This is a genomic window from Nocardia neocaledoniensis (genome assembly GCF_029868625.1).
GTDB classification, from domain to species: Bacteria; Actinomycetota; Actinomycetes; order Mycobacteriales; family Mycobacteriaceae; genus Nocardia; species Nocardia neocaledoniensis_A.
In genome coordinates this window covers 15,074-32,385 of record NZ_JARWOJ010000208.1, presented here as the reverse complement: position 1 = coordinate 32,385, position 17,312 = coordinate 15,074, and the positions used below count along the sequence as shown (strand labels likewise).

The following is a 17,312-nucleotide window of genomic DNA, read 5'->3' as shown; positions in this document are numbered from 1 at the left end:
CGGCTACGGCGCCGAGTTCCTGCGCTGGTTCGCCGAGGAGGCGACCCGCGGTAGCGGCGCCTACTTCCGCGCACCGAGCGGCGGGCGCCGCCTAGTCGGCCCGGCCCCCCCCGGGGGGCCGGGGTAAGCGGTAACGCCGGGGGACGTCGCGCGGGGCAAGGTGACCCCCCAGATACCGCCCCCCCACGCCGCGGCCGCCGCCCAGGACGCCTGGGCGGCCACCGACGCGCGCCACCGCAGCGACATCCTGCTGCGCGCCTTCGACCTGCTGCACGCCGACGCCGAGCGGATCGCCGCCACGATCACCCGCGAGATGGGCAAACCGCTCGCCGAGGCGCGCGCCGAAGTCGGCTACGGCGCCGAGTTCCTGCGCTGGTTCGCCGAGGAGGCGACCCGCGGTAGCGGCGCCTACTTCCGCGCACCGAGCGGCGGACGACGCATCGTCGTCCGGACCCAGCCGGTCGGGCCGGTCTACGCGATCACGCCGTGGAACTTCCCGCTGGCCATGGTCACCCGCAAGATCGCGCCCGCCCTCGCGGCGGGGTGCACCGTGGTCCTCAAGCCCGCACCCCAGACACCGCTCACCGCACTGGAATTCGTGCGGATTCTGGCGGCGGCGGGCGTGCCGCCGGGCGTCGTCAACTGCGTGACGACCTCGCGCGCGCCCCAGGTGTCGGCGCCGATCATCGCCGATCCCCGGCTGCGCAAGCTCACGTTCACCGGCTCCACCGCCGTCGGACGCGCGCTGCTGGCGCAGGCCGCGCCAGGGGTCCTGCGGGTGTCGATGGAGCTCGGTGGCAACGCGCCGTTCGTCGTCCTGGAGTCCGCCGACCTGGACAAGGCCGTCGACGGCGCGGTGCTCGCCAAATTGCGCAACGCCGGGCAGACCTGCGTGGCCGCCGACCGTTTCCTGGTCCACGCCGCGGTGGCGGCGGAGTTCACCGAACGATTCCTCGCCGCCGTCGCCGCGCTGCCGGTGGGCGACGGCAGCGACGAATCCACGCGCATCGGACCCGTCATCGACGACGCGGCGGTGCGCCGCATCCGCGCCCGCGTCGACGACGCGGTGAGCCAGGGCGCGCGGGTACACACCCTGGGACCCGAGCTCGACCGGCCGCGTCACTTCCTGCGACCCACCGTCCTGACCGATGTCGATACCCGCACGCCCCTGTGGAACTCGGAGACCTTCGGTCCCGTCACCGCGCTGCGCACCTTCACCGATCCGGCCGCGGCGCTGCGGCTTGCCAATGCCACCGAGTCGGGCCTGGCCGGGTACGTCTTCGGTGAAAACCTCACCGAGACACTCGAATTCGCCGAGAACCTGCAGACCGGCATGGTCGGCGTGAACACCGGCATCATCTCCGATCCGGCCGCGCCGTTCGGTGGGGTGAAGTCCTCCGGGCTCGGGCGGGAGGGCGGCAGCACCGGGCTGGCGGAATATCAGGAACAGCAGTACCTGGCCATCGCGCGCTGACGGATTCGCGGCTCAGGGCGCTCGGTTCACCACGGCGAGCGCGAGTTCGGTGCAGAGCGCGGCGACCTCGGTCGTCGGTCGGCTCGGGTCGCGCAGCCAGGCCTCGACGAGCTGGTTGATGCCGCCGACGACGAACAGCGCCTCCCGGTGCCGGACCTCCGGATCGGCCGGGGCGTCGAGGAACTCCGCGCTGTAGCGCAGCACGAGATCGGTGACGATCTCGACAGCGCGGGTGCGCAGTTCCTCGAGCCCGGCCACGCTGTGCGCCTCGCTGGTGAGGATGCGGTGCACGCTCGGGTCGGCGGCGATCGCGTCGAGGTAGGTCGTCAGTGCCCGCAGCAGTTTGCTGCGCAGGGTGCCCGGCTCGGCCTGGCTCGCCGCGACCAGGGTGGCGAACAACTCCTCGTGCACCTGCTGGGCGACGGCGAGAACCAGGGCGTCCCTGGTGTGGAAGTGCTCGTAGAAGTAGCGCGGGGTCAGGCTCGACGCCGCGCACACACGCCGCACGGTGACCTCGGTCAATCCGGCTTCGGCCCAGATCTGGCGCGCCGCGGCGAGCAACTTGTCCCGGCGTTCGTCGCGCCGATTCGCCGCGCTGAGCCCCCGGTAGGACCGGACCACCTCTGTACGCGCCATTGACAGCACTCTAGCAGCAGGCCTACTTTGGATATCAATCGTTATCCAGTTTGCGTCGCTCAACGAGGAGTGCCGATGACCACCGTTCCCACCCGCCATCCCGATCGCCCCCACCGCACCCCGGCGATCGTCGGCGGTTTCGCCGCGATGCTGGGGGTCCGCGGCCCCGACGCGGAGCAGTGGCGGCGCCTCGGCGAAAGCCTGCTCGTCGGCGACGAGCCGATGGACCGCCTGGTCGACTGGATGGTCACCACGGGCAGCAAGCAGACGCGTCCGCTGTTCGATCGCGCGCTCGCCCACGGCATCGCCGCCGTCCCGGAGGCGCCGGAACCGCTGCGCGAGTTCTTCACCGCGGTCGAGGCGGCGCCGGCCTGGGTCGACCACGACATGCTGGTGCGTGGCGCCAAGGTGCTGCTCAGCAGCGGCTCGGACGGCATGTACTTCGCGCGTGATGTCGCCATGATCGGCGGCTACCAGTTCTCCGGTTTCAACAAGACGCTGCTGCGCACGGGTGCGCTGGAGAAGGGCTCCAACCAGCGCTGGGCCGAGACGATGCAGTGGGCGATGGACGTGTTGTCCGACGACGCGCTGGCCCCGCTCGGGCGCGGCTATCAGTCGACGATCCGGGTCCGCCTCATCCACGGGTTCGTCCGTCGCCATGTCGCCGCGATGCCGGACTGGCAGGTCGAGGACTGGGGCCTGCCCATCAACCAGACCGACATGGCGGCCACCCTGGTCGGCTCCTTCATCGCGCCCACGGTGGGCGGGCTCGGGATGGGCCTGCTGCTCGGCCGCGCCGACGCCGACGCCGTCGCCCATCTGGTCCGCTATGTCGGCTGGCTGCTCGGTGTCGAGGAGCAGTGGCTGCCGCGCTCCTTCCGCGACGGTGTGCGCGTGCTGGTGCACACGCTGTCCGCGCTGGCCGACCCCGACGAGTCGACCCGTGTCCTCGCGGTGCCGATGTCGCGGGATCCGTTGTCGTGGAACTACGACCGGCTGCCCGCGGTGCGCCGCCGCCTCGCCTACGCCCAGCACTTGTCGGTGACGGGGACCTTCCTCGGCTCCCGCACGATGCGCGCGCTCGGACTGCCCACGGTGATCGTCCCCTGGTATCCGGTGTTGCGTATTCCCACCAACGTGGTCCGGTCTGCCACCCGGCTGCTCCCGGGCGGGCTCGATCGCGCGGCGCATCGCGGTGCGCGCGAAAACGATCGGTTCATGCGGACGCTGGTCAGCAACGGGCCGACCGTCGGCGGGGCGGCCGCGCGGCTCACCCACGCGGCCTGAGCGAGCTCACTGTCCGGATCGCAGCGCGGTGACGAGATCGCGGATGTGGTCGTCGGCGACCGGATAGCCGGGGAAGTAGCAGCAGACGCGATCTGCGAAGCCGTCGAAGCGGTCCGCGATGGCGGCGGCGCACTCCTCGGGCGTGCCGTAGACCGCGAGCGTGTTCAGCATCCGCTCATCGATCAGGTCGGGCATGGCGGCGACCTCGCCCCGCTTGGACAGCGTGTTCAGGCGCGGCTGCAGCTCGGACCACCCCTCGACCTCGAGCACCGGACGGTAGGCGGGGGTGGATCCGTAGAAGGCGAGCAGCCGGCGCACACCCACCGCGGCCGCCGCCAGCTCGGCGGTGGTCCGGCCCGTCGCCACGATCACCTGCGGGTAGATCGCGAGATCCGCTCGCGCGCGGCCCGCGCGCTCGAGCCCCTCCTCGATCGCGGGCCAGGTGCGCTCGGCCAGATGGCGGGCACTGTTGAACGGCATGATCAACAGCCCGTCGGCGACCTCGGCGGCCACCCCGGTCATGATCGGGCCCAGCGCGCCGAGGCAGATCTCGGGTATCCCGAACGGATTCGGCCCTGGATCGAAAGTCGGTGCCATGAGCGTGTGCCGGGTGAACTCGCCCTCGAAGCGCAGCGGCGTGCGGTGCTGCCAGGTCTCCAGGATCGCCTTCACCGCCAGCACGCTCTCGCGCATCCGGGCCGCCGGCCGCGACCAGGTCCCGCCGTAGCGTTTCTCGATGTGCGGCCGGATCTGCGATCCGAGCCCGAGCCGGAAGCGGCCACCGCTGAGCAGGTGCAGGTCGTAGGCGGCGTGCGCGAGGTGCAGGGGACTGCGCGGCAGGGCGATCGCCACATTGGTCATGAGATCGACCCGCGTGCTCCCCGCGGCCGACACCAACGGCAGGAACACATCATGCGGGCCTTCGAACGTGAACAGTCCGTCGGCCCCGCACGCCGCCAGCTCCGCGGCCCGCCCGGCGGCATCACCCGGCCGCCCGTCCAGCTGGAGATCCACCTTCATCGGTACACGCGTCATCCACGCATTGGACCCCATGCCGGCACCGCCCGGAGCCGGTATCAGCCAGACCGCGCTGGATCGTCCACGCCGCCAGGGCGGTGCCTGCGATCGGTGTCAGCGCAGGAAGTCCACGATCAGCGGGATCGTCTCGGCCGGGCAGTCCTCGTGGACGGTGTGACCACAGCCCGGCAGCACCGTGGCGGTCGCGTCCGGGATGCGGGCGGCGAGGCGGTGGGCCTGGTCGGCGGGCAGCCATCCGTCCGCGCCGCCCCACAGGATCTGGGTCGCGGCGCCGACTGAGCCGAGATCCCGGTCGGTGAGCCGGTAGTCGAGGTTGCGCCACAGGGCGAGGAAGCCGGCGCGATGGGCGGGCTCGGCGAACGGCGGCCACAACTGGTCGATCATCTCGTCGGTGACCGCCTCCTTGTGGGCGAAGGTGCCGCGAATGCTCTCGGCATAGAACTCGCGCGTGGTGAGGGCGGTAGCGGCCTCACCCAGCAGCGGTGTCGTGAAAAGCGGTGTCACCGGCGCTTTTTCGGCGTCTAGACCGGGCGTGTCGAGCAGGGTCAGCCGGTCGACTCGGCCGGGGTGCTGCTCGGCGAAGTACAGGCTCCACGCCCCGCCCCACGAATGCCCGACCAGCGCCGTGCGGTGCAGACCGACCGCGTCGAGGAATGTCGCGAGCGCGGCGGCCATCGCGGGGAGGTCGTACCCGAAGCCGGGTTGCTTCAACTCGGTGTAGCCCTGGCTGGGCAGATCGACCGCGTAGACGGTGTGTTCGCGCGCGAGCGCGGGAATCACCTTGCGCCAGGAGTACTGCCACAGCCCGCCACCGGCGACGAGCACCACCGGGGAACCCTGCCCCTGCACGGTGTAGTGGAAGCGAGCCAGCTCCGTATCGGCGAACCGGGAATCGATGCGGTCGAGGTAGCTCGGCCGGTCCGCGGGGTTCTCGGCGTGCGCGACCGGTGTCGCGACGGCGAGTGCCGCGGCCACGACGACGGCCAGTCGGCGAATGGTCATGATGTGCCTCCATGATCGATGAACAGCTGTCGATCCATGGACGAGATCTCCGCCCGCGACGTGACGCGTGGTGGCGCGCCTCACGCCGCGGACGGGGCATCTCCGGCTACCGGATGCCGGGTGCAACTGCCCGGCACCGCACGGGCTACCGGGCGCCCGGCGGTGTGGTCTTCGACGTCGCCGCCGGCGTCCTGGCCTCCGTCCGGTGCTGGTCCCACCAGGCGGCGCCGTCCTGGCGCGCGGAGGCCGATTCCTTGGACGACGAAGGCGCGCTGGGGATTCCGAGCATTCGCAGTCGCCAGTCGTCCTCGGGAATCGAGGCCACGATCCGCACGGGGACGACGGCGGTCAGCAACAGGTAGTTACCGACACAGACCATCAGGCACAACGGGGGCAGCGAGACCACGGTCGCGGTCTCGAGCGTCCCCATCTCGATCGGTGACCGCGAAATGGCCAGCACGTTCCCGACGATGCTGGCGAGCACCGCGGCGACGAGCAGCAATTCGTAGACCCGCACCATCGAGGTGGCCTTCTCGTCGCGGATCCCGACCAGCGTGATGAAGGTGCACGCGACCAACGCGACGGTCAGCCCGACCACCACCGGCCACAACCAGGTCAGGTGCTCGGGAACCCCGGCCGCGCGGGCGAGGGTGGAGGTGAAGGTGAACGACGTGATCGCCGCGGCGACAACCAAGATCGACCCTAAGCCCACGAGTAGCTTCGGCACTGTGAAGGGAACAGGGCGGGGGAAAGGGTCCGAGTGGTCCATCAGGCTCCATCCTAAGGGCTACGGCCACCAAACATGCAGGCACTCAATAGAGTACGGGCACTCGACGAGTAGTCGCCGCGGAGCGCGGCAGCGCCCGCCCTCACACCCGGACCGGGGTGAGGATCTGCCATGCCTGCAGGGCGGCCCCGAGGTCGCGTACCGCGGCGGGATCCGACAGTGACCGCCCGGTGAGTTTCTCGACGCGGCGCAGTCGGTACCGCACCGTATTGGCGTGCAGGAAGAGCCGTTCGCCGGTCTCGGCGGCGGAACCGCCTGCGGCGAACCAGGTTTCGAGCGTCTCCAGGAGCCGGACGCGTTCGTCGTGCGGAAGGGCGAGTATCCCGCGCAGGCGCAGGTCGACCAGGTGTGCCGCCTCGGCGGGCGCCGCGGCGACCACCATGCCCAGCGGGTTGTCGTCGAAGCGGGCGACCCCCGAGGCGCGATCGGCGAGCCCCACCAGCGCGAGCCGAGCGAAATGCAGGGCCTGCGGTGTCTCGGTCAGCGACTCGTACGGCGGGCTCATGCCGATCCGGGCACGGTGTTTGCGCAGCGCGGCCAGTGCGGCGGCTTCGCGATCGAGCGCGAGCGCCAGCACGCCGATCTGCTGATCCGGCTGCAGCCGCCAGGCGGAGGTGATCCGGGCGTGGCGCAACGCCGCCTCGATCCCGGGGAGCGCCTCCCGACCGGCGACGCCGACCTCGGCGGCCACCACGACGAAACGCCCCCGCGCCGGCAGCCCCAGGATGCGGGTGGCCTCGCCGAGGGTGGCCGGGTCGGCGATGACCCCGGTGAACAGCGCCTCCACCAGTACCGAGCGCTCGTGCTCGCGTTGCAGCATGAGCTCCGAGCTCATCTCCCGGTAGGCGGCCGCGACGGCGACCGAATACTCACCGGCCAGTGCCCACACCTCCGCGGCCAGATCCACCAGCACCGCGTCGCTCACCGCCTGGTGCCGCCGAGCCTCGGCGACCAGCTCCGACCACAGGAATTCGAACCCGATCCGGAAGGCGTGCAGGGTCTCGGCCAGCGGCACACCCTGCTGGGCCCGCAGCCTGCCCGTCTCCCGCGGCGGATCGGCATCCACCGGTTCGTCGGTGGTGAAGTGCTGCGCCATCAGCCGCAGATTGCGGGTGCAGGAGGTCTGGATCGTCGCGAACGGCACCACCTGCTCGTCGCGGTAGGTGTCGAGCTCGGCGACCAAGCTCCGGGCGAGCTGCAACCCGAGATCGTCGATGCGCGCGAGCAGCGCCGCGGCGACCTCGCCGATCGGGCTCGGTGGTGATGTTCGAACCATTTCCGCAGCTTACCGGGGGTGCGATTGTCCCCGTGGACAATGCCGTCCCGCCGATGCTGTCCGGCGACCCATGGGAGCGGCGGCACAACGGTGCGACGATCTCCCGCAGTGCCTTCGCCCGGCCACGGCCCGCCCTCGCACGACACTGTCCGCACATGACCCAGGAGCGACCCATGTTCACCTACCCCAGCAGCGACGGCACCACCATCCACGTCCACTCCTGGCTGCCCGCCGGCGACGCGGACGTCACCGGCGTGGTCCAGATCGCCCACGGGATGGGCGAATACGCCGAGCGCTACAGCCCTCTCGCCGAGCGTCTCACCGGGCTGGGCTTCGCCGTCTACGCGGCCGACCATCGCGGCCACGGCCACAGCATGTCGGGCGAGCCGGGAGACCTCGGCGCGAACGGCTGGAACCTGCTCGTCGAGGACATGGCGGCGCTGACCACGATCCTGCGCCGAACCCATCCGGAGCGGCCGGTGGTGCTGTTCGGGCACAGCCTCGGTTCGTTCGCGGTCCAGCAGTACCTGCTCGATCACGACGCGCTGGTCGACGCGGCGGTGCTGTGCGGCACCACCGCGGTCGACCAGCTGTTCGTCGAGATCGGCGCCGCCGGCGGCGATCTGCTCGCCTTCTTCAACCGGGAATTCGAGCCGACGCGCACGCCCGCCGACTGGCTCAGCCGCGACGAAGCTCAGGTGGACGCCTACCTGGCGCATCCGTGGTGCGGCTTCGAGATCGACGCGGCGAACATGGCGCTGTTGGCCGCGGCGGGCATCGAACGGCTGGCCGAGCCCCGCGGCATCAGGCCCGATCTGCCGCTCTACGTCATGGTCGGGGACCGGGATCCGCTGAATGCCGGTGCGCGACTGAGTGATCTGCAGGTGCAGCGCTACCGCGACGCCGGGCTCACCGACATCACCTATCGCGTCTACCCGAACGCCCGCCACGAGATCCTCAACGAGATCAATCGCTCCGAGGTGGAGAACGACCTCATCGCCTGGCTCTCGACAACCGCGGCACACTGACACCCCCGTGGCGGCTACCGGGTGCGCTGCGTGCGCCCCCGGTCGGCGATGCGGAACTCGACCGTCACCGGAATGGCGGTGAGCTCGAGCGCTGTCTGGAGCCGTGGCACCGCGTGGCCGAGGATCCGCTGCCGCAGTGCGGACAGGTCGGCGGCGGGCTCCGCGTCGACCAGGAGGTGCAGGTCGGGTGCCAGCACACTGCCCGACAGCCGCGCGGTGGCGGCGCGCACGCCGGCATAGGACTCGATATCGGTGGCCACCGCCTCGGCGACCGTGCCGGAGCCCAGTTGCGTGCGTCCCGCGCCCGTGTCGCTGATCCGCCACACCGTGCGCTTGGGCAGCCGGGTGAACTGCGCGGCCAGCCAGCGCAGCGCGAGGAGCGCGAGCACCACCGCGGCGGCGATCACGAGGCCGAAGACCCACCGCGGCGGTTCCTCGGTGCCGGGCACCAGCGGGGCGTCGGGGGAGACCCGGAAGGCACCGAAGTGTGCCGCGATCAGCAGCCCGCCCGCACCGGCCGACAGCAGGCCGAGCAGCCCGAGCACGCTCCGGTTGAGCCGCGCGGGGCGGTTGGCGGTGGTCATCGGTCGCCTCCCGGTGCGAGCCTGCGCAGGCTGGTGCGCAGTCGGGGAACCTCGGCCGGTTTGATGCGGTCCAGCCGCTCCGCCACGGCGAGGCCGACCTCCCGCGCGGTCTGTTCGGTCGTGTGGTGGGTGCGCCCGGACACATGGATCTTCTTGCGGCGCAGCCGCACCCGTGTCTTGTCCAGGCCGTCGACCGTGCCCGCCGCGTCGGCGAGCGCGGCGCGCAGACTCCGGCGGGCGATCCCCGCCTCGATGCCGTCCCCGGATTCCAGCGCGAGCACGACCGGCTTGCCGGGCAGGGCGGCCACCGCCAGCAGGGCCAGCCCGAGCACCGCGACCGCGATGCCCACACCGAGGACCCACGCGCTGCCCCACGATGTGTCGTGCAGCCACGTGGCGACGCTGTCGTAGGAGACCCACTCCCTGGTCCCGGTGAGCCGCTGGACCAGCGACACCACCACGAGCACCGCGGCCGCGCACAGCAGCACGGCGGCGACGACGGCCGGGACGACCCGGCGTGGACGACGTGTCATCGCACTCTCCTCTCGGGCGGTTCCGGCACCATCGCCGAGACCTCGATATCGACCCGCGGCACGGTGAGCCCGGTCAGTTCCTCGGTCCGGGCGATCAGATGCGCCCGGCACTCCTCGGTGACCCGTCCGACCGGCAGCGGGTAGCGCACGGGGAGCCGGACGCTCAGCGTCGCGCCGGTACCGATCACCTGCGCGCTCACCTGCACGCCCGGCTCCACGCCGGTCACTTCACCGGCGGCCCGCTGGGCGAGACGACGCACCGCGCGCTCGCCGATCGTGGTCGTGCCGGGCAGCGGGGCGGCGGCGCTGGTCACCGCCTGCCCCGATCCTGGGCCGAGCGCACCAGCCCGGACAGGTCGACCTCACCGTCGAGCCAGCGTCCGACCAGCAGACCGAGGCCACCGAAGATCAGCACGACGGCGAACGCGCCCAGCCCGCCGAACGCGGCGGCGAACCCCAGGGACAGACCCATGGCGAGGCAGATCGTGGTGGCACTCATGTCACTGCACCCGGTCGCGGCCGGCGGCCTGCTGCTCGTCGGTGTCGTCCTCGATGAACACGTCGTTGACGTTGATGTTCACCTCGACGACCTCGAGCCCGGTCATCTGCTCGATCGCGGTGATCACGTTGCGGCGCACCGCGATCGCCAATTCCGCGATGGCGACCCCGTATTCGACGACGAGTTCGAGGTCGACCGCGGCCTGCTTCTCGCCCACCTCGACCGAGACACCCTGGCCGATGCTGGAGGAGGCGCCCGGAATACGGTCGCGCAGTGCGCCGATCGCGCGCGCCGTGCCGCCGCCGAGATCGTGCACCCCGCGCACCTCCCGTGCCGCCAGACCGGCGATCTTCTGGACCACGACGTCGGCGATGGTGGTGGAACCCTGGTCGGTCACCAGGGCGGGGCGATTCGACCCGTCACGGCCGGTGCCGGTCTTCTCCACGGTCTTGGCGTTCTCGGTGGTCGTGCTGGACATGATGCCTCCCGATTGTGTTGTGCTCCAAGGGTTGACGAACTGTCATAGGTAGGACACCGGGCTCGCCCGATCGTCACGGTCCCGGTGAGTGATCTGCGTCTCGGTCCGCGTCGACCGCGTCGACGTGCAGGTCGACGACGTGCACGCGCAGCACCGCGTCGGCCCACCTGGTCGCCGCGAGGACCGGCCGCACCGCCGCGTCCAGCTTTTCGAGCAGGGGCGGCAGCGGCAGTGTCGTGGCGACCACGCGGATCTCGACCACCGTCTCGCCGAGATCGACCGCGGCCCTGCCCGCGTTCCACGGCAACCACCGGCTGTTCTGCAGACCCATCGGCACCGCGGGGTGCGCGCCGTCGACGGCGTCGATCGCCGCGACGATCCGGTCGGTCAGGTCGTCGTCGCTCACGGCCGCCCCGGTTCGATATCGAGCACGAACACCCGCACCGAATCGACCTCGGCGCCCGTGGATTCCGACACGGCCTCGGACACGGCCCGCTGCACGGCCCGGCCCACCTCGACGACGGCGCCCGACCCCGACAGCGCGAGATCGACCTGGATGTCGAGCAGGCCACCGGCCCGGCGCACGCGCACGCCCGCCGAGACCGCCGGCTCCTGGCCGATCCAGAGCTGCCGTCCCGACCGGGCGAGGTGGCCGACCAAGCCGAGCACACCCGGCTCCAGCCGGGCCACACCCGGCACCCGTGCGGCCGCCGCGGCGGCCACACTCGCGATCACCGCGTCCCCGACGACCAGTTCGGTAGCTGTACCCGTCACCGCTGCTCCTCGTAGAGATCGACCACGGTGATATCGAGCCTGCCGAGCCGCACGCCGATGCGCGCGGTGGCCGCGGCGCGAGCGCGTTCGCGCACCGTCGCGACGAGCGCGTCGATACTGTGTACCTCGATGCGCACGGCGATGGTCATGTCGACAGCGATGACCTGCTCGCCGTCGGGTCCCGGTTCGCTGCTGCGCACCCGGCAGTGCCGGGCGCGGACACCGTCGACGGTGTCGGCCGCGAACCGCAGCACCACGGCGACCGCCTGCTCGCTGACCTGGATCCCACCAGGAGACGACGTATCGACGGTGAGTGTGCGGCCGCGGCGCACATCGGCGCGCACGGCGGACATGATCCGGCCGAACAGATCGGGTGGTGGGGGATCGGGCTCGTCGATGAGTTCGCGGGTCGCGGTGCGCAGCGTCAGCAGGCTCTCGCGCGCGCCGGCGCAGTGCGGGCAGCCTGCCTCGTGCCGGTCGAGATCCGCCTCGTCGAGTCGCTCCCACACCTGTTCGAGGCCGCGTCCACAGGGGAGCAGGTAGTCGTTGTCGATGTGGTTGGTCACCGCCATGGCTTCATCACCTCTGCCAGTTGGGCTCGGGCCCGGGCTATCCGCCCGCGCACCGCCGTGCTGTTGGCGCCGACGATCTCGGCGATCTCGTCATAGGACCGGCCGTGTACCTCGCGCAGCAACCAGCAGGCCCGTTGTTCGGGCGTCAACAGTTGCAGCGCGTCGGTGAGCGCGGCCAGCTGGCTGCTCACCTCGGTCGCGTGCTCGGGCCTGGTGTCGGTGCGGGGCGACGCCGTCGAATCCGGGTCCACATCGGCGGGGACCCGGCGTGCGCGCAGCACATTCAGACACCGGTTGGTCGTCATCCGATACAGCCAGCCGGCGAACGCCGCGTCGTCCTGCAGCCGCCCGATCGTGCGCCAAGCCTTGAGGAACACCTCCTGGGTCACGTCCTCGGCCTCGGCGCGGTCGGCCAGCATCTTCGCGGCCAGCCGGAACATCGGACCCTGATAGCGCAGCACCAGCTGCTCGTATGCCCGGACATCGCCGTCACGCGCCCGACCGGCCAGGGTCGCGTCGTCCAGCGCTGCCTCGGGTGCGGGCGACGTCGTGGTCACACCGGCACCTCCTCCGCTGCTCCTGTGATGGACACGTGTGCGCAGGAATTCGTCACGGCAAAGTATCAGTGATCGTCGTCTCATCCGGCTTCGTACGTTCCGGGGTGTCGCGGTGTCGCGCCGGAACGGGGGTGCCGGGCAGGGCCGAAGGGTGCCGCGCCGGCCGGTGTGGCGGGTCACCGAACGACGGCAAATCCCCAGGTCATCCTGGCGATTTGGTTTCCGACACCGCGTCGGATAATCTTTTGGCACACCAGCAAGTCCGGGTGGCGGAATGGCAGACGCGCTAGCTTGAGGTGCTAGTGCCCGTATTAGGGCGTGGGGGTTCAAGTCCCCCTCCGGACACAGTAAGTATGCCAACATTGGGTTGAGGATTCAGCCCCGCTGTGACTACAGCATTCTCGTGTTCATAGGTCAGCTCCAATCCGAGTTTTCGGTAGACCTCTAGCTTGTCGCCGGGTTCGGCGGCCTGTAGCACCGCTAGCATCCCACCCAGCTCGTCCACGATCCCGCGGATCTCCTCCCGGCTGAGCCGCGAGACAGCGACTGGGGCGGGTGCCGCGGCCAGCTGGGAAGCCAGGTGCGTTCGCTCGCGATGCACGTCGCTACTCCACGCAGCCACCATCGCCGGGTCGGCCCCGGCTTCCAGGGCGGCGCGGTGGCGCGCCAGTTTCCGGTCGCATTCGGCGATGGCTCGGCGCAGCGGGTGCGTTGCGACCCCGGGAGCTGGTTGTGCGGTCTCGAGCTGCGTCAGGGTGTGTTCGACGTGTTCGGGGGCGAAGATCTCGGCGAGCCACTCGTCCAGGGGGCCGATGAGGAGGTGCTCCTTGAGAAAGACGTTCGTCGGGTGTTCGAGACGGTTCGCGACAGCGTATTCGCGGGGATAGCGGCAGCGGTAGACCGCCGCGTCGTGAAACCAGTTGCCCTGCATCTTGCGCCCGCAACTGTGGTGTCTGATGAGTCCGTTGAAGGCGTGTGGGTGGGTCCTACGGGTCATCGGACGTGGCGACCGGGGGCTTCGCGAGGTGAAGCGCACCTGTACCTGATCGAAGGTCTGTTTGCTGATGATCGCGTCGTGAACGGGTTGCTCGGAGTACACCCACTCGGATTCGGCGTTCCATGACAGTCGGGTGTGGTGACCGAGTGCCACGTCCTCCACATCGATCAGCGACTCCTGCTTCCTTTGACCGGTTGACACCGGCCGTATTCCCCTGCGCTGGCGACGCATTCATTTCGCGGCCGCATGGCACAGTGGTCGCACCGCGTTGCGGGTGCAGCGGTGTGACGTTCACTGGTTTCTTGTTCATGAGGTTGCGGTCCTCTCTCATTCAGGCCTATCTCGTCTTGGACGGCGCCGATCACGGGGGTGTCTGTTGTGGGTTTCGGGCCGGCGTCGGTGACCGGGCAGCCGGTCACGGGGTCTATGAACGCTCCGTAGCGGGCAGGTCGTCAAAACCTCTCTCTCCAACGTTTCTGTCGAACCGCCCACCAATCCCACGCCCGGGCCCGACCCGCGTGCTATAGGCGGGCACGGGCCGTTCCGGCGGGCAAATCGGCATCGCCGGGCCGTGGCCGGTTCCCTGCAGTGGTCGATGTTGGGCGGGGTGGCTGTGATGGCCACAGTCACGGGGACCAGCGGACAACGGCCTGCGGGGGGATGGTGATTTCGGTGGCGGCAGTCGGGGTCCGCTGGTGTTGTGCTCGAGGCTCCGTGTGACCAGACGACTGCGGCGGCTGGCGCGGGTTCGATGGGGGATGGCGGGTGATCGCGGTAGCACCAGACTTTCGTTATGGACTGGCGTACATATCTACTTCCGGAAAAACCGATATTTGGGGACTCCACCGTCGTATGCAATTCGTCACACCTCGCTCTCGACCCCTCGCGTCGGTGGCGGCCCCTACCCTGGATGCGTTGCGAACAGGTATGGGTGAGGACGACAAGGCCTTCGCTCACTACCCGATCAGTGAGTCTGTTCGCATCTGCTTGATCTCCGCTGGCGAGCACCTGCGTCTGGTGTGGGACGGGCTGTTGCAGAAGAATCTGTATAACTCCGCGCAGCACACAGCTGTGCGTGGTGCGCTTGTCGGTGCGGCACAAGCAGTGTGGATTCTGGCTCCCGGGGACCACCAGAAGACCCTGGACCTGGCACCGCAATTCGGATACTCGCGCACCGAGAAGCAGCAGATAGCGGAGCAGACCAAGTGGATCAAGTCTCGTCGGCGTGCGTTGGAGGCTGTCCAGCCGGAACTGATCGACCTCAATCTCACCGACGTGTTTCGGGATGTCGCACCGGAGGTCTTTTCCGAGCACCCCAAGCGTCAGGCGGGGCTGCGGTTGGCGTGGAACGTGCTCTCCTCCGACGCCCACGTCAACTCGTGGGCAATCGCGACCCGCGCAGAATTCTCGGAGACAGACAAGAATTCGGGTCTGGCGGTGGGCGTCACCGGTGGGCATGCGGCGGAACTCGCTGGGTGGTACTCGTTGTCGATGTCGTGCCTGCGGCACGGCTGGCGGGTGTTCGACCGTCGGTGCGAAGAGGAGTAGGCCGACCGCGCTACCGACTGCAGATGCCGAGTTGGAGATCAATCTGGTCATCACCACCCGGTGGCTACTGCGCGGGCCGCCGGTAGGGATCAACTCAGAACGGGCAACTGCGTTAGCGCCGGATTCCGGGCAGATGCGCCACTACCCCCACCCCGGTCGCGGAAGCGCTCGCCAGACCGTCTGATAACGATCGCCTGGTGGCGCACCTCACAGCAACTGTCGCCGCGGTCGGAAACCACCGCGCTGCGCCCGGGTTCGCCGGTTTCGTGGAGGTGAACGCGGGGTCACGGCCCGCTCGAACCCCCACCTTTCGAGTTGCTGACTATTTGCTATGGATGTTTGCTTCTCGGGAGACCAGTCAGTTCGACATCTAACGATGTACGGCTCTGCCGGGAGGGAAATGTCATGGCCACTTTGATATTCCGAGTTTCACCCAGGGGCGGCGACAGCCGCGCCGGTGGCTCGTGGCAGGGCTGCTCGCGGTAGCGTGCACGATAGCCAGCGGCGGTCCCGCGTCGGCGGGTGTGGACTCCGCGCGGTTCCTGAACACTCCGGACGGGCTGCGTATCGAGGTTCGCGAGTCCGATACGTCCATCCAGTCCGTGCCTCCGCTGGACTCCTCGCCACTGAGTAGGGAAGCACTCATCGACGGCGGTCACGTCGGGAGATCGGCGGTCCGGCGGGCGCGGTGATCACCGGTGCGACGTTCGAGGCCGGCTACCAGATCGGGTATCCGGTGCTGTTCGCCCCCGACGGGATCGACGTCGAGCTCAAGACCCCGGATCTATCGGTCAACGCCGGCGTCAACGTCAGTGTCGGGCCGTCGATCCAGGTCGGACCCATGGGCCCCTCCGGGGGGTGGCAGTTTCACCCTGGGCGCGAACGCGGGGGCAACCAGCACCCTGATTCCAGCGCAGTCGCTGAAGTTCAAGGTCCAATACGGTGACATCCGCCTTGTACCGCTGGCTCAGGTGCAGTTGGGTAGCCCGGTCGCCTACGCCGGATTTGGTGGCGTGCACCTGAAAGTGGCCGGAGCGCTGGGACCGGTGACCGTGCGCCCTTATACCCGTATGTCGATGACCACTGCCACCGGCCAGTACAGCGTCGTCACCTACGGTCGCGCCATCCAACTCTGAGACCGGTCGGGAAGGGACACCCGCGATGAAACGCACGAATCTGGCCGCGGTCGTGGCAGTGCTCGCAATGGCCGCCGGAGCGCTGACCCTCGTCACCTCGAACACGATGCCCGCTGCGGCCGAGACCCCGGCCGAGCGGTGCAAACGCGAAACCAACGAGTACAACCAGAACTGGGAAAACATTTGGCGCGCAACCCATCCCGGCGACCCGGGTCCACCGCCCCCGCCGCCGGTGCCTACCAGTGCCACGACCCGGGCCCGACCACCACACCACCGTCGACCACCACGACACCCGGACCGTCCTCGCCGACCACCACCGCCCCGACCACCACCACGACACCCGCCGGACCTTCCACCAGTGACACACCAACCGACGACCCGTCGGGCACCGCACCGACGGTGCCACCTGGACCGTTCACCCTCCCCGGCCAGCCAGGACCGGGACCGCAGCCCGGCGATCCCGCCCTTGGTGACAATCCGATCGCGGGATCGGTGTGGGAGCAGCACTCGCCACGATCGGACAGAAGATTGGCGTTTTCGCCACGGAGGCGGATGCGCAGGCAGCGATCGATCAGCTCCGGGGGAAGGAAGGATTCCGGGATCATCCCGAGGGCTTCGTGATCCGAGAGTACGAAATCGGCAAGGACTATTGGGCAGAGGGGTACGATGTCGGCACCGACAAAGTTTAAGTAAAAGCGACTCGCCGGAAATTCGATACCGCGCCTGTCAATGTATCCCCTGAGAATGTGCTCGATCATGTACACGAGCCCCGGCCCGGCCGTTCTGGACTCGCACCTGCATCAGGTGTTCGCCAATTCCACCCAGACCCCGACAGCTTGGCACTGTGGCTCGAGATCGCGGGCAACGCCGTGCGCGAGATCGAGCTGTCTCTTCGCCCGGACCTGATGCCGGGCGCCGCTGTTGCTGCGCTATCGGCTGCAAATGGCCGAGGGCGAGCTCTTCCTCTACAGCGGTTCGGTGCGGATCATGGCCGTACCGCTGACCTGGACGCTGTGCCCCCAAGCCCGAAGCCACCGCCGACCCGGTCGTCGTCGTGATCCCGACCTTGGTGTTCGTGCGCGACGAAGGTGAGACCGGCGACGAGT

The 17,312-nt window shown here is 69.5% G+C and carries 20 protein-coding genes, 1 tRNA gene and 1 pseudogene; 7 read left to right on the top strand and 15 right to left on the bottom strand.

Features of this window, described 5'->3' with window-relative positions; genetic code table 11:
- The first annotated feature begins 160 nt into the window (after positions 1-160).
- Entirely contained in the window at positions 161-1,474 is a 1,314-nt protein-coding gene (locus QH270_RS15500; protein WP_280342515.1) for an NAD-dependent succinate-semialdehyde dehydrogenase, read from the top strand.
- 12 nt (positions 1,475-1,486) lie between these two features.
- On the opposite strand, the gene QH270_RS15495 is transcribed toward QH270_RS15500, so the two are convergent.
- Complete coding sequence (locus QH270_RS15495; RefSeq protein ID WP_280342513.1) at positions 1,487-2,110, bottom strand: TetR/AcrR family transcriptional regulator; 624 nt, start codon at positions 2,108-2,110, stop codon at positions 1,487-1,489.
- A 75-nt stretch (positions 2,111-2,185) separates the two neighbouring features.
- Between QH270_RS15495 and QH270_RS15490 the strand changes: the two genes are divergently transcribed.
- Positions 2,186-3,397 carry an oxygenase MpaB family protein gene (locus QH270_RS15490; protein WP_280342510.1) on the top strand — a complete coding sequence of 404 codons (1,212 nt, stop codon included), beginning with the start codon at positions 2,186-2,188 and terminating at the stop codon, positions 3,395-3,397.
- A gap of 6 nt (positions 3,398-3,403) precedes the next feature.
- Here QH270_RS15490 and QH270_RS15485 read toward each other — a convergent pair whose 3' ends face one another.
- The 4 genes from QH270_RS15485 to QH270_RS15470 all read right to left on the bottom strand — a co-directional run bounded on the left by QH270_RS15485 (position 3,404) and on the right by QH270_RS15470 (position 7,500).
- Positions 3,404-4,417 (bottom strand): TIGR03617 family F420-dependent LLM class oxidoreductase, encoded by a 1,014-nt coding sequence (locus QH270_RS15485; RefSeq protein ID WP_280342527.1) that lies wholly within the window; start codon positions 4,415-4,417, stop codon positions 3,404-3,406.
- 111 nt (positions 4,418-4,528) lie between these two features.
- Positions 4,529-5,437 carry an alpha/beta fold hydrolase gene (locus tag QH270_RS15480; RefSeq protein WP_280342507.1) on the bottom strand — a complete coding sequence of 303 codons (909 nt, stop codon included), beginning with the start codon at positions 5,435-5,437 and terminating at the stop codon, positions 4,529-4,531.
- 145 nt (positions 5,438-5,582) lie between these two features.
- Complete coding sequence (locus QH270_RS15475; RefSeq protein WP_348537660.1) at positions 5,583-6,206, bottom strand: DUF2637 domain-containing protein; 624 nt, start codon at positions 6,204-6,206, stop codon at positions 5,583-5,585.
- A gap of 100 nt (positions 6,207-6,306) precedes the next feature.
- Entirely contained in the window at positions 6,307-7,500 is a 1,194-nt protein-coding gene (locus QH270_RS15470) for a PucR family transcriptional regulator (protein ID WP_280342502.1), read from the bottom strand.
- Positions 7,501-7,655: 155 nt separating this feature from the next.
- Here QH270_RS15470 and QH270_RS15465 point away from each other — a divergent pair, with 155 nt between their 5' ends.
- Positions 7,656-8,528, top strand: a complete 873-nt coding sequence (locus QH270_RS15465) for an alpha/beta hydrolase (protein ID WP_280342501.1) — start codon at positions 7,656-7,658, stop codon at positions 8,526-8,528.
- A 14-nt stretch (positions 8,529-8,542) separates the two neighbouring features.
- On the opposite strand, the gene QH270_RS15460 is transcribed toward QH270_RS15465, so the two are convergent.
- From QH270_RS15460 to QH270_RS15420, 9 genes are all read right to left on the bottom strand, one after another.
- Positions 8,543-9,112, bottom strand: a complete 570-nt coding sequence (locus tag QH270_RS15460; protein WP_280342499.1) for an alkaline shock response membrane anchor protein AmaP — start codon at positions 9,110-9,112, stop codon at positions 8,543-8,545.
- Positions 9,109-9,645: a DUF6286 domain-containing protein gene (locus QH270_RS15455; protein ID WP_280342496.1), complete on the bottom strand. Its 537-nt coding sequence runs from the start codon at positions 9,643-9,645 to the stop codon at positions 9,109-9,111. Before QH270_RS15455 ends, QH270_RS15460 begins: the two co-directional genes overlap by 4 nt.
- Complete coding sequence (locus tag QH270_RS15450; RefSeq protein WP_280342494.1) at positions 9,642-9,959, bottom strand: Asp23/Gls24 family envelope stress response protein; 318 nt, start codon at positions 9,957-9,959, stop codon at positions 9,642-9,644. The genes QH270_RS15455 and QH270_RS15450 overlap by 4 nt, the downstream gene beginning before the upstream one ends.
- Positions 9,956-10,144, bottom strand: a complete 189-nt coding sequence (locus tag QH270_RS15445; RefSeq protein ID WP_280342492.1) for a hypothetical protein — start codon at positions 10,142-10,144, stop codon at positions 9,956-9,958. The genes QH270_RS15450 and QH270_RS15445 overlap by 4 nt, the downstream gene beginning before the upstream one ends.
- Position 10,145: 1 nt before the next feature.
- Positions 10,146-10,622: an Asp23/Gls24 family envelope stress response protein gene (locus QH270_RS15440; RefSeq protein ID WP_280342491.1), complete on the bottom strand. Its 477-nt coding sequence runs from the start codon at positions 10,620-10,622 to the stop codon at positions 10,146-10,148.
- Between the two features lie 73 nt (positions 10,623-10,695).
- On the bottom strand, positions 10,696-11,028 hold the full coding sequence (locus QH270_RS15435) for a hypothetical protein (RefSeq protein ID WP_280342487.1): 333 nt from the start codon (positions 11,026-11,028) through the stop codon (positions 10,696-10,698).
- Positions 11,025-11,396, bottom strand: a complete 372-nt coding sequence (locus QH270_RS15430; protein ID WP_280342485.1) for an Asp23/Gls24 family envelope stress response protein — start codon at positions 11,394-11,396, stop codon at positions 11,025-11,027. The genes QH270_RS15435 and QH270_RS15430 overlap by 4 nt, the downstream gene beginning before the upstream one ends.
- Positions 11,393-11,968 carry an Asp23/Gls24 family envelope stress response protein gene (locus tag QH270_RS15425; protein WP_280342482.1) on the bottom strand — a complete coding sequence of 192 codons (576 nt, stop codon included), beginning with the start codon at positions 11,966-11,968 and terminating at the stop codon, positions 11,393-11,395. The genes QH270_RS15430 and QH270_RS15425 overlap by 4 nt, the downstream gene beginning before the upstream one ends.
- On the bottom strand, positions 11,959-12,525 hold the full coding sequence (locus QH270_RS15420; protein ID WP_280342480.1) for an RNA polymerase sigma factor: 567 nt from the start codon (positions 12,523-12,525) through the stop codon (positions 11,959-11,961). Before QH270_RS15420 ends, QH270_RS15425 begins: the two co-directional genes overlap by 10 nt.
- 260 nt (positions 12,526-12,785) lie before the next feature.
- Here QH270_RS15420 and QH270_RS15415 point away from each other — a divergent pair.
- The 4 genes and pseudogenes from QH270_RS15415 to QH270_RS34685 all read left to right on the top strand — a co-directional run bounded on the left by QH270_RS15415 (position 12,786) and on the right by QH270_RS34685 (position 16,206).
- Positions 12,786-12,870: transfer RNA gene (locus QH270_RS15415), tRNA-Leu, on the top strand.
- A gap of 235 nt (positions 12,871-13,105) precedes the next feature.
- Positions 13,106-13,648, top strand: coding sequence for a hypothetical protein (locus QH270_RS15410; protein ID WP_280342477.1), 543 nt, complete (start codon positions 13,106-13,108; stop codon positions 13,646-13,648).
- A gap of 801 nt (positions 13,649-14,449) precedes the next feature.
- Entirely contained in the window at positions 14,450-15,070 is a 621-nt protein-coding gene (locus QH270_RS15405) for a hypothetical protein (RefSeq protein WP_280342475.1), read from the top strand.
- Between the two features lie 688 nt (positions 15,071-15,758).
- A pseudogene (locus tag QH270_RS34685) lies at positions 15,759-16,206 on the top strand (MspA family porin).
- A gap of 236 nt (positions 16,207-16,442) precedes the next feature.
- On the opposite strand, the gene QH270_RS15390 reads toward QH270_RS34685, so the two are convergent.
- Positions 16,443-16,964 carry a hypothetical protein gene (locus tag QH270_RS15390; RefSeq protein WP_280342472.1) on the bottom strand — a complete coding sequence of 174 codons (522 nt, stop codon included), beginning with the start codon at positions 16,962-16,964 and terminating at the stop codon, positions 16,443-16,445.
- Positions 16,965-17,312 lie beyond the last annotated feature (348 nt).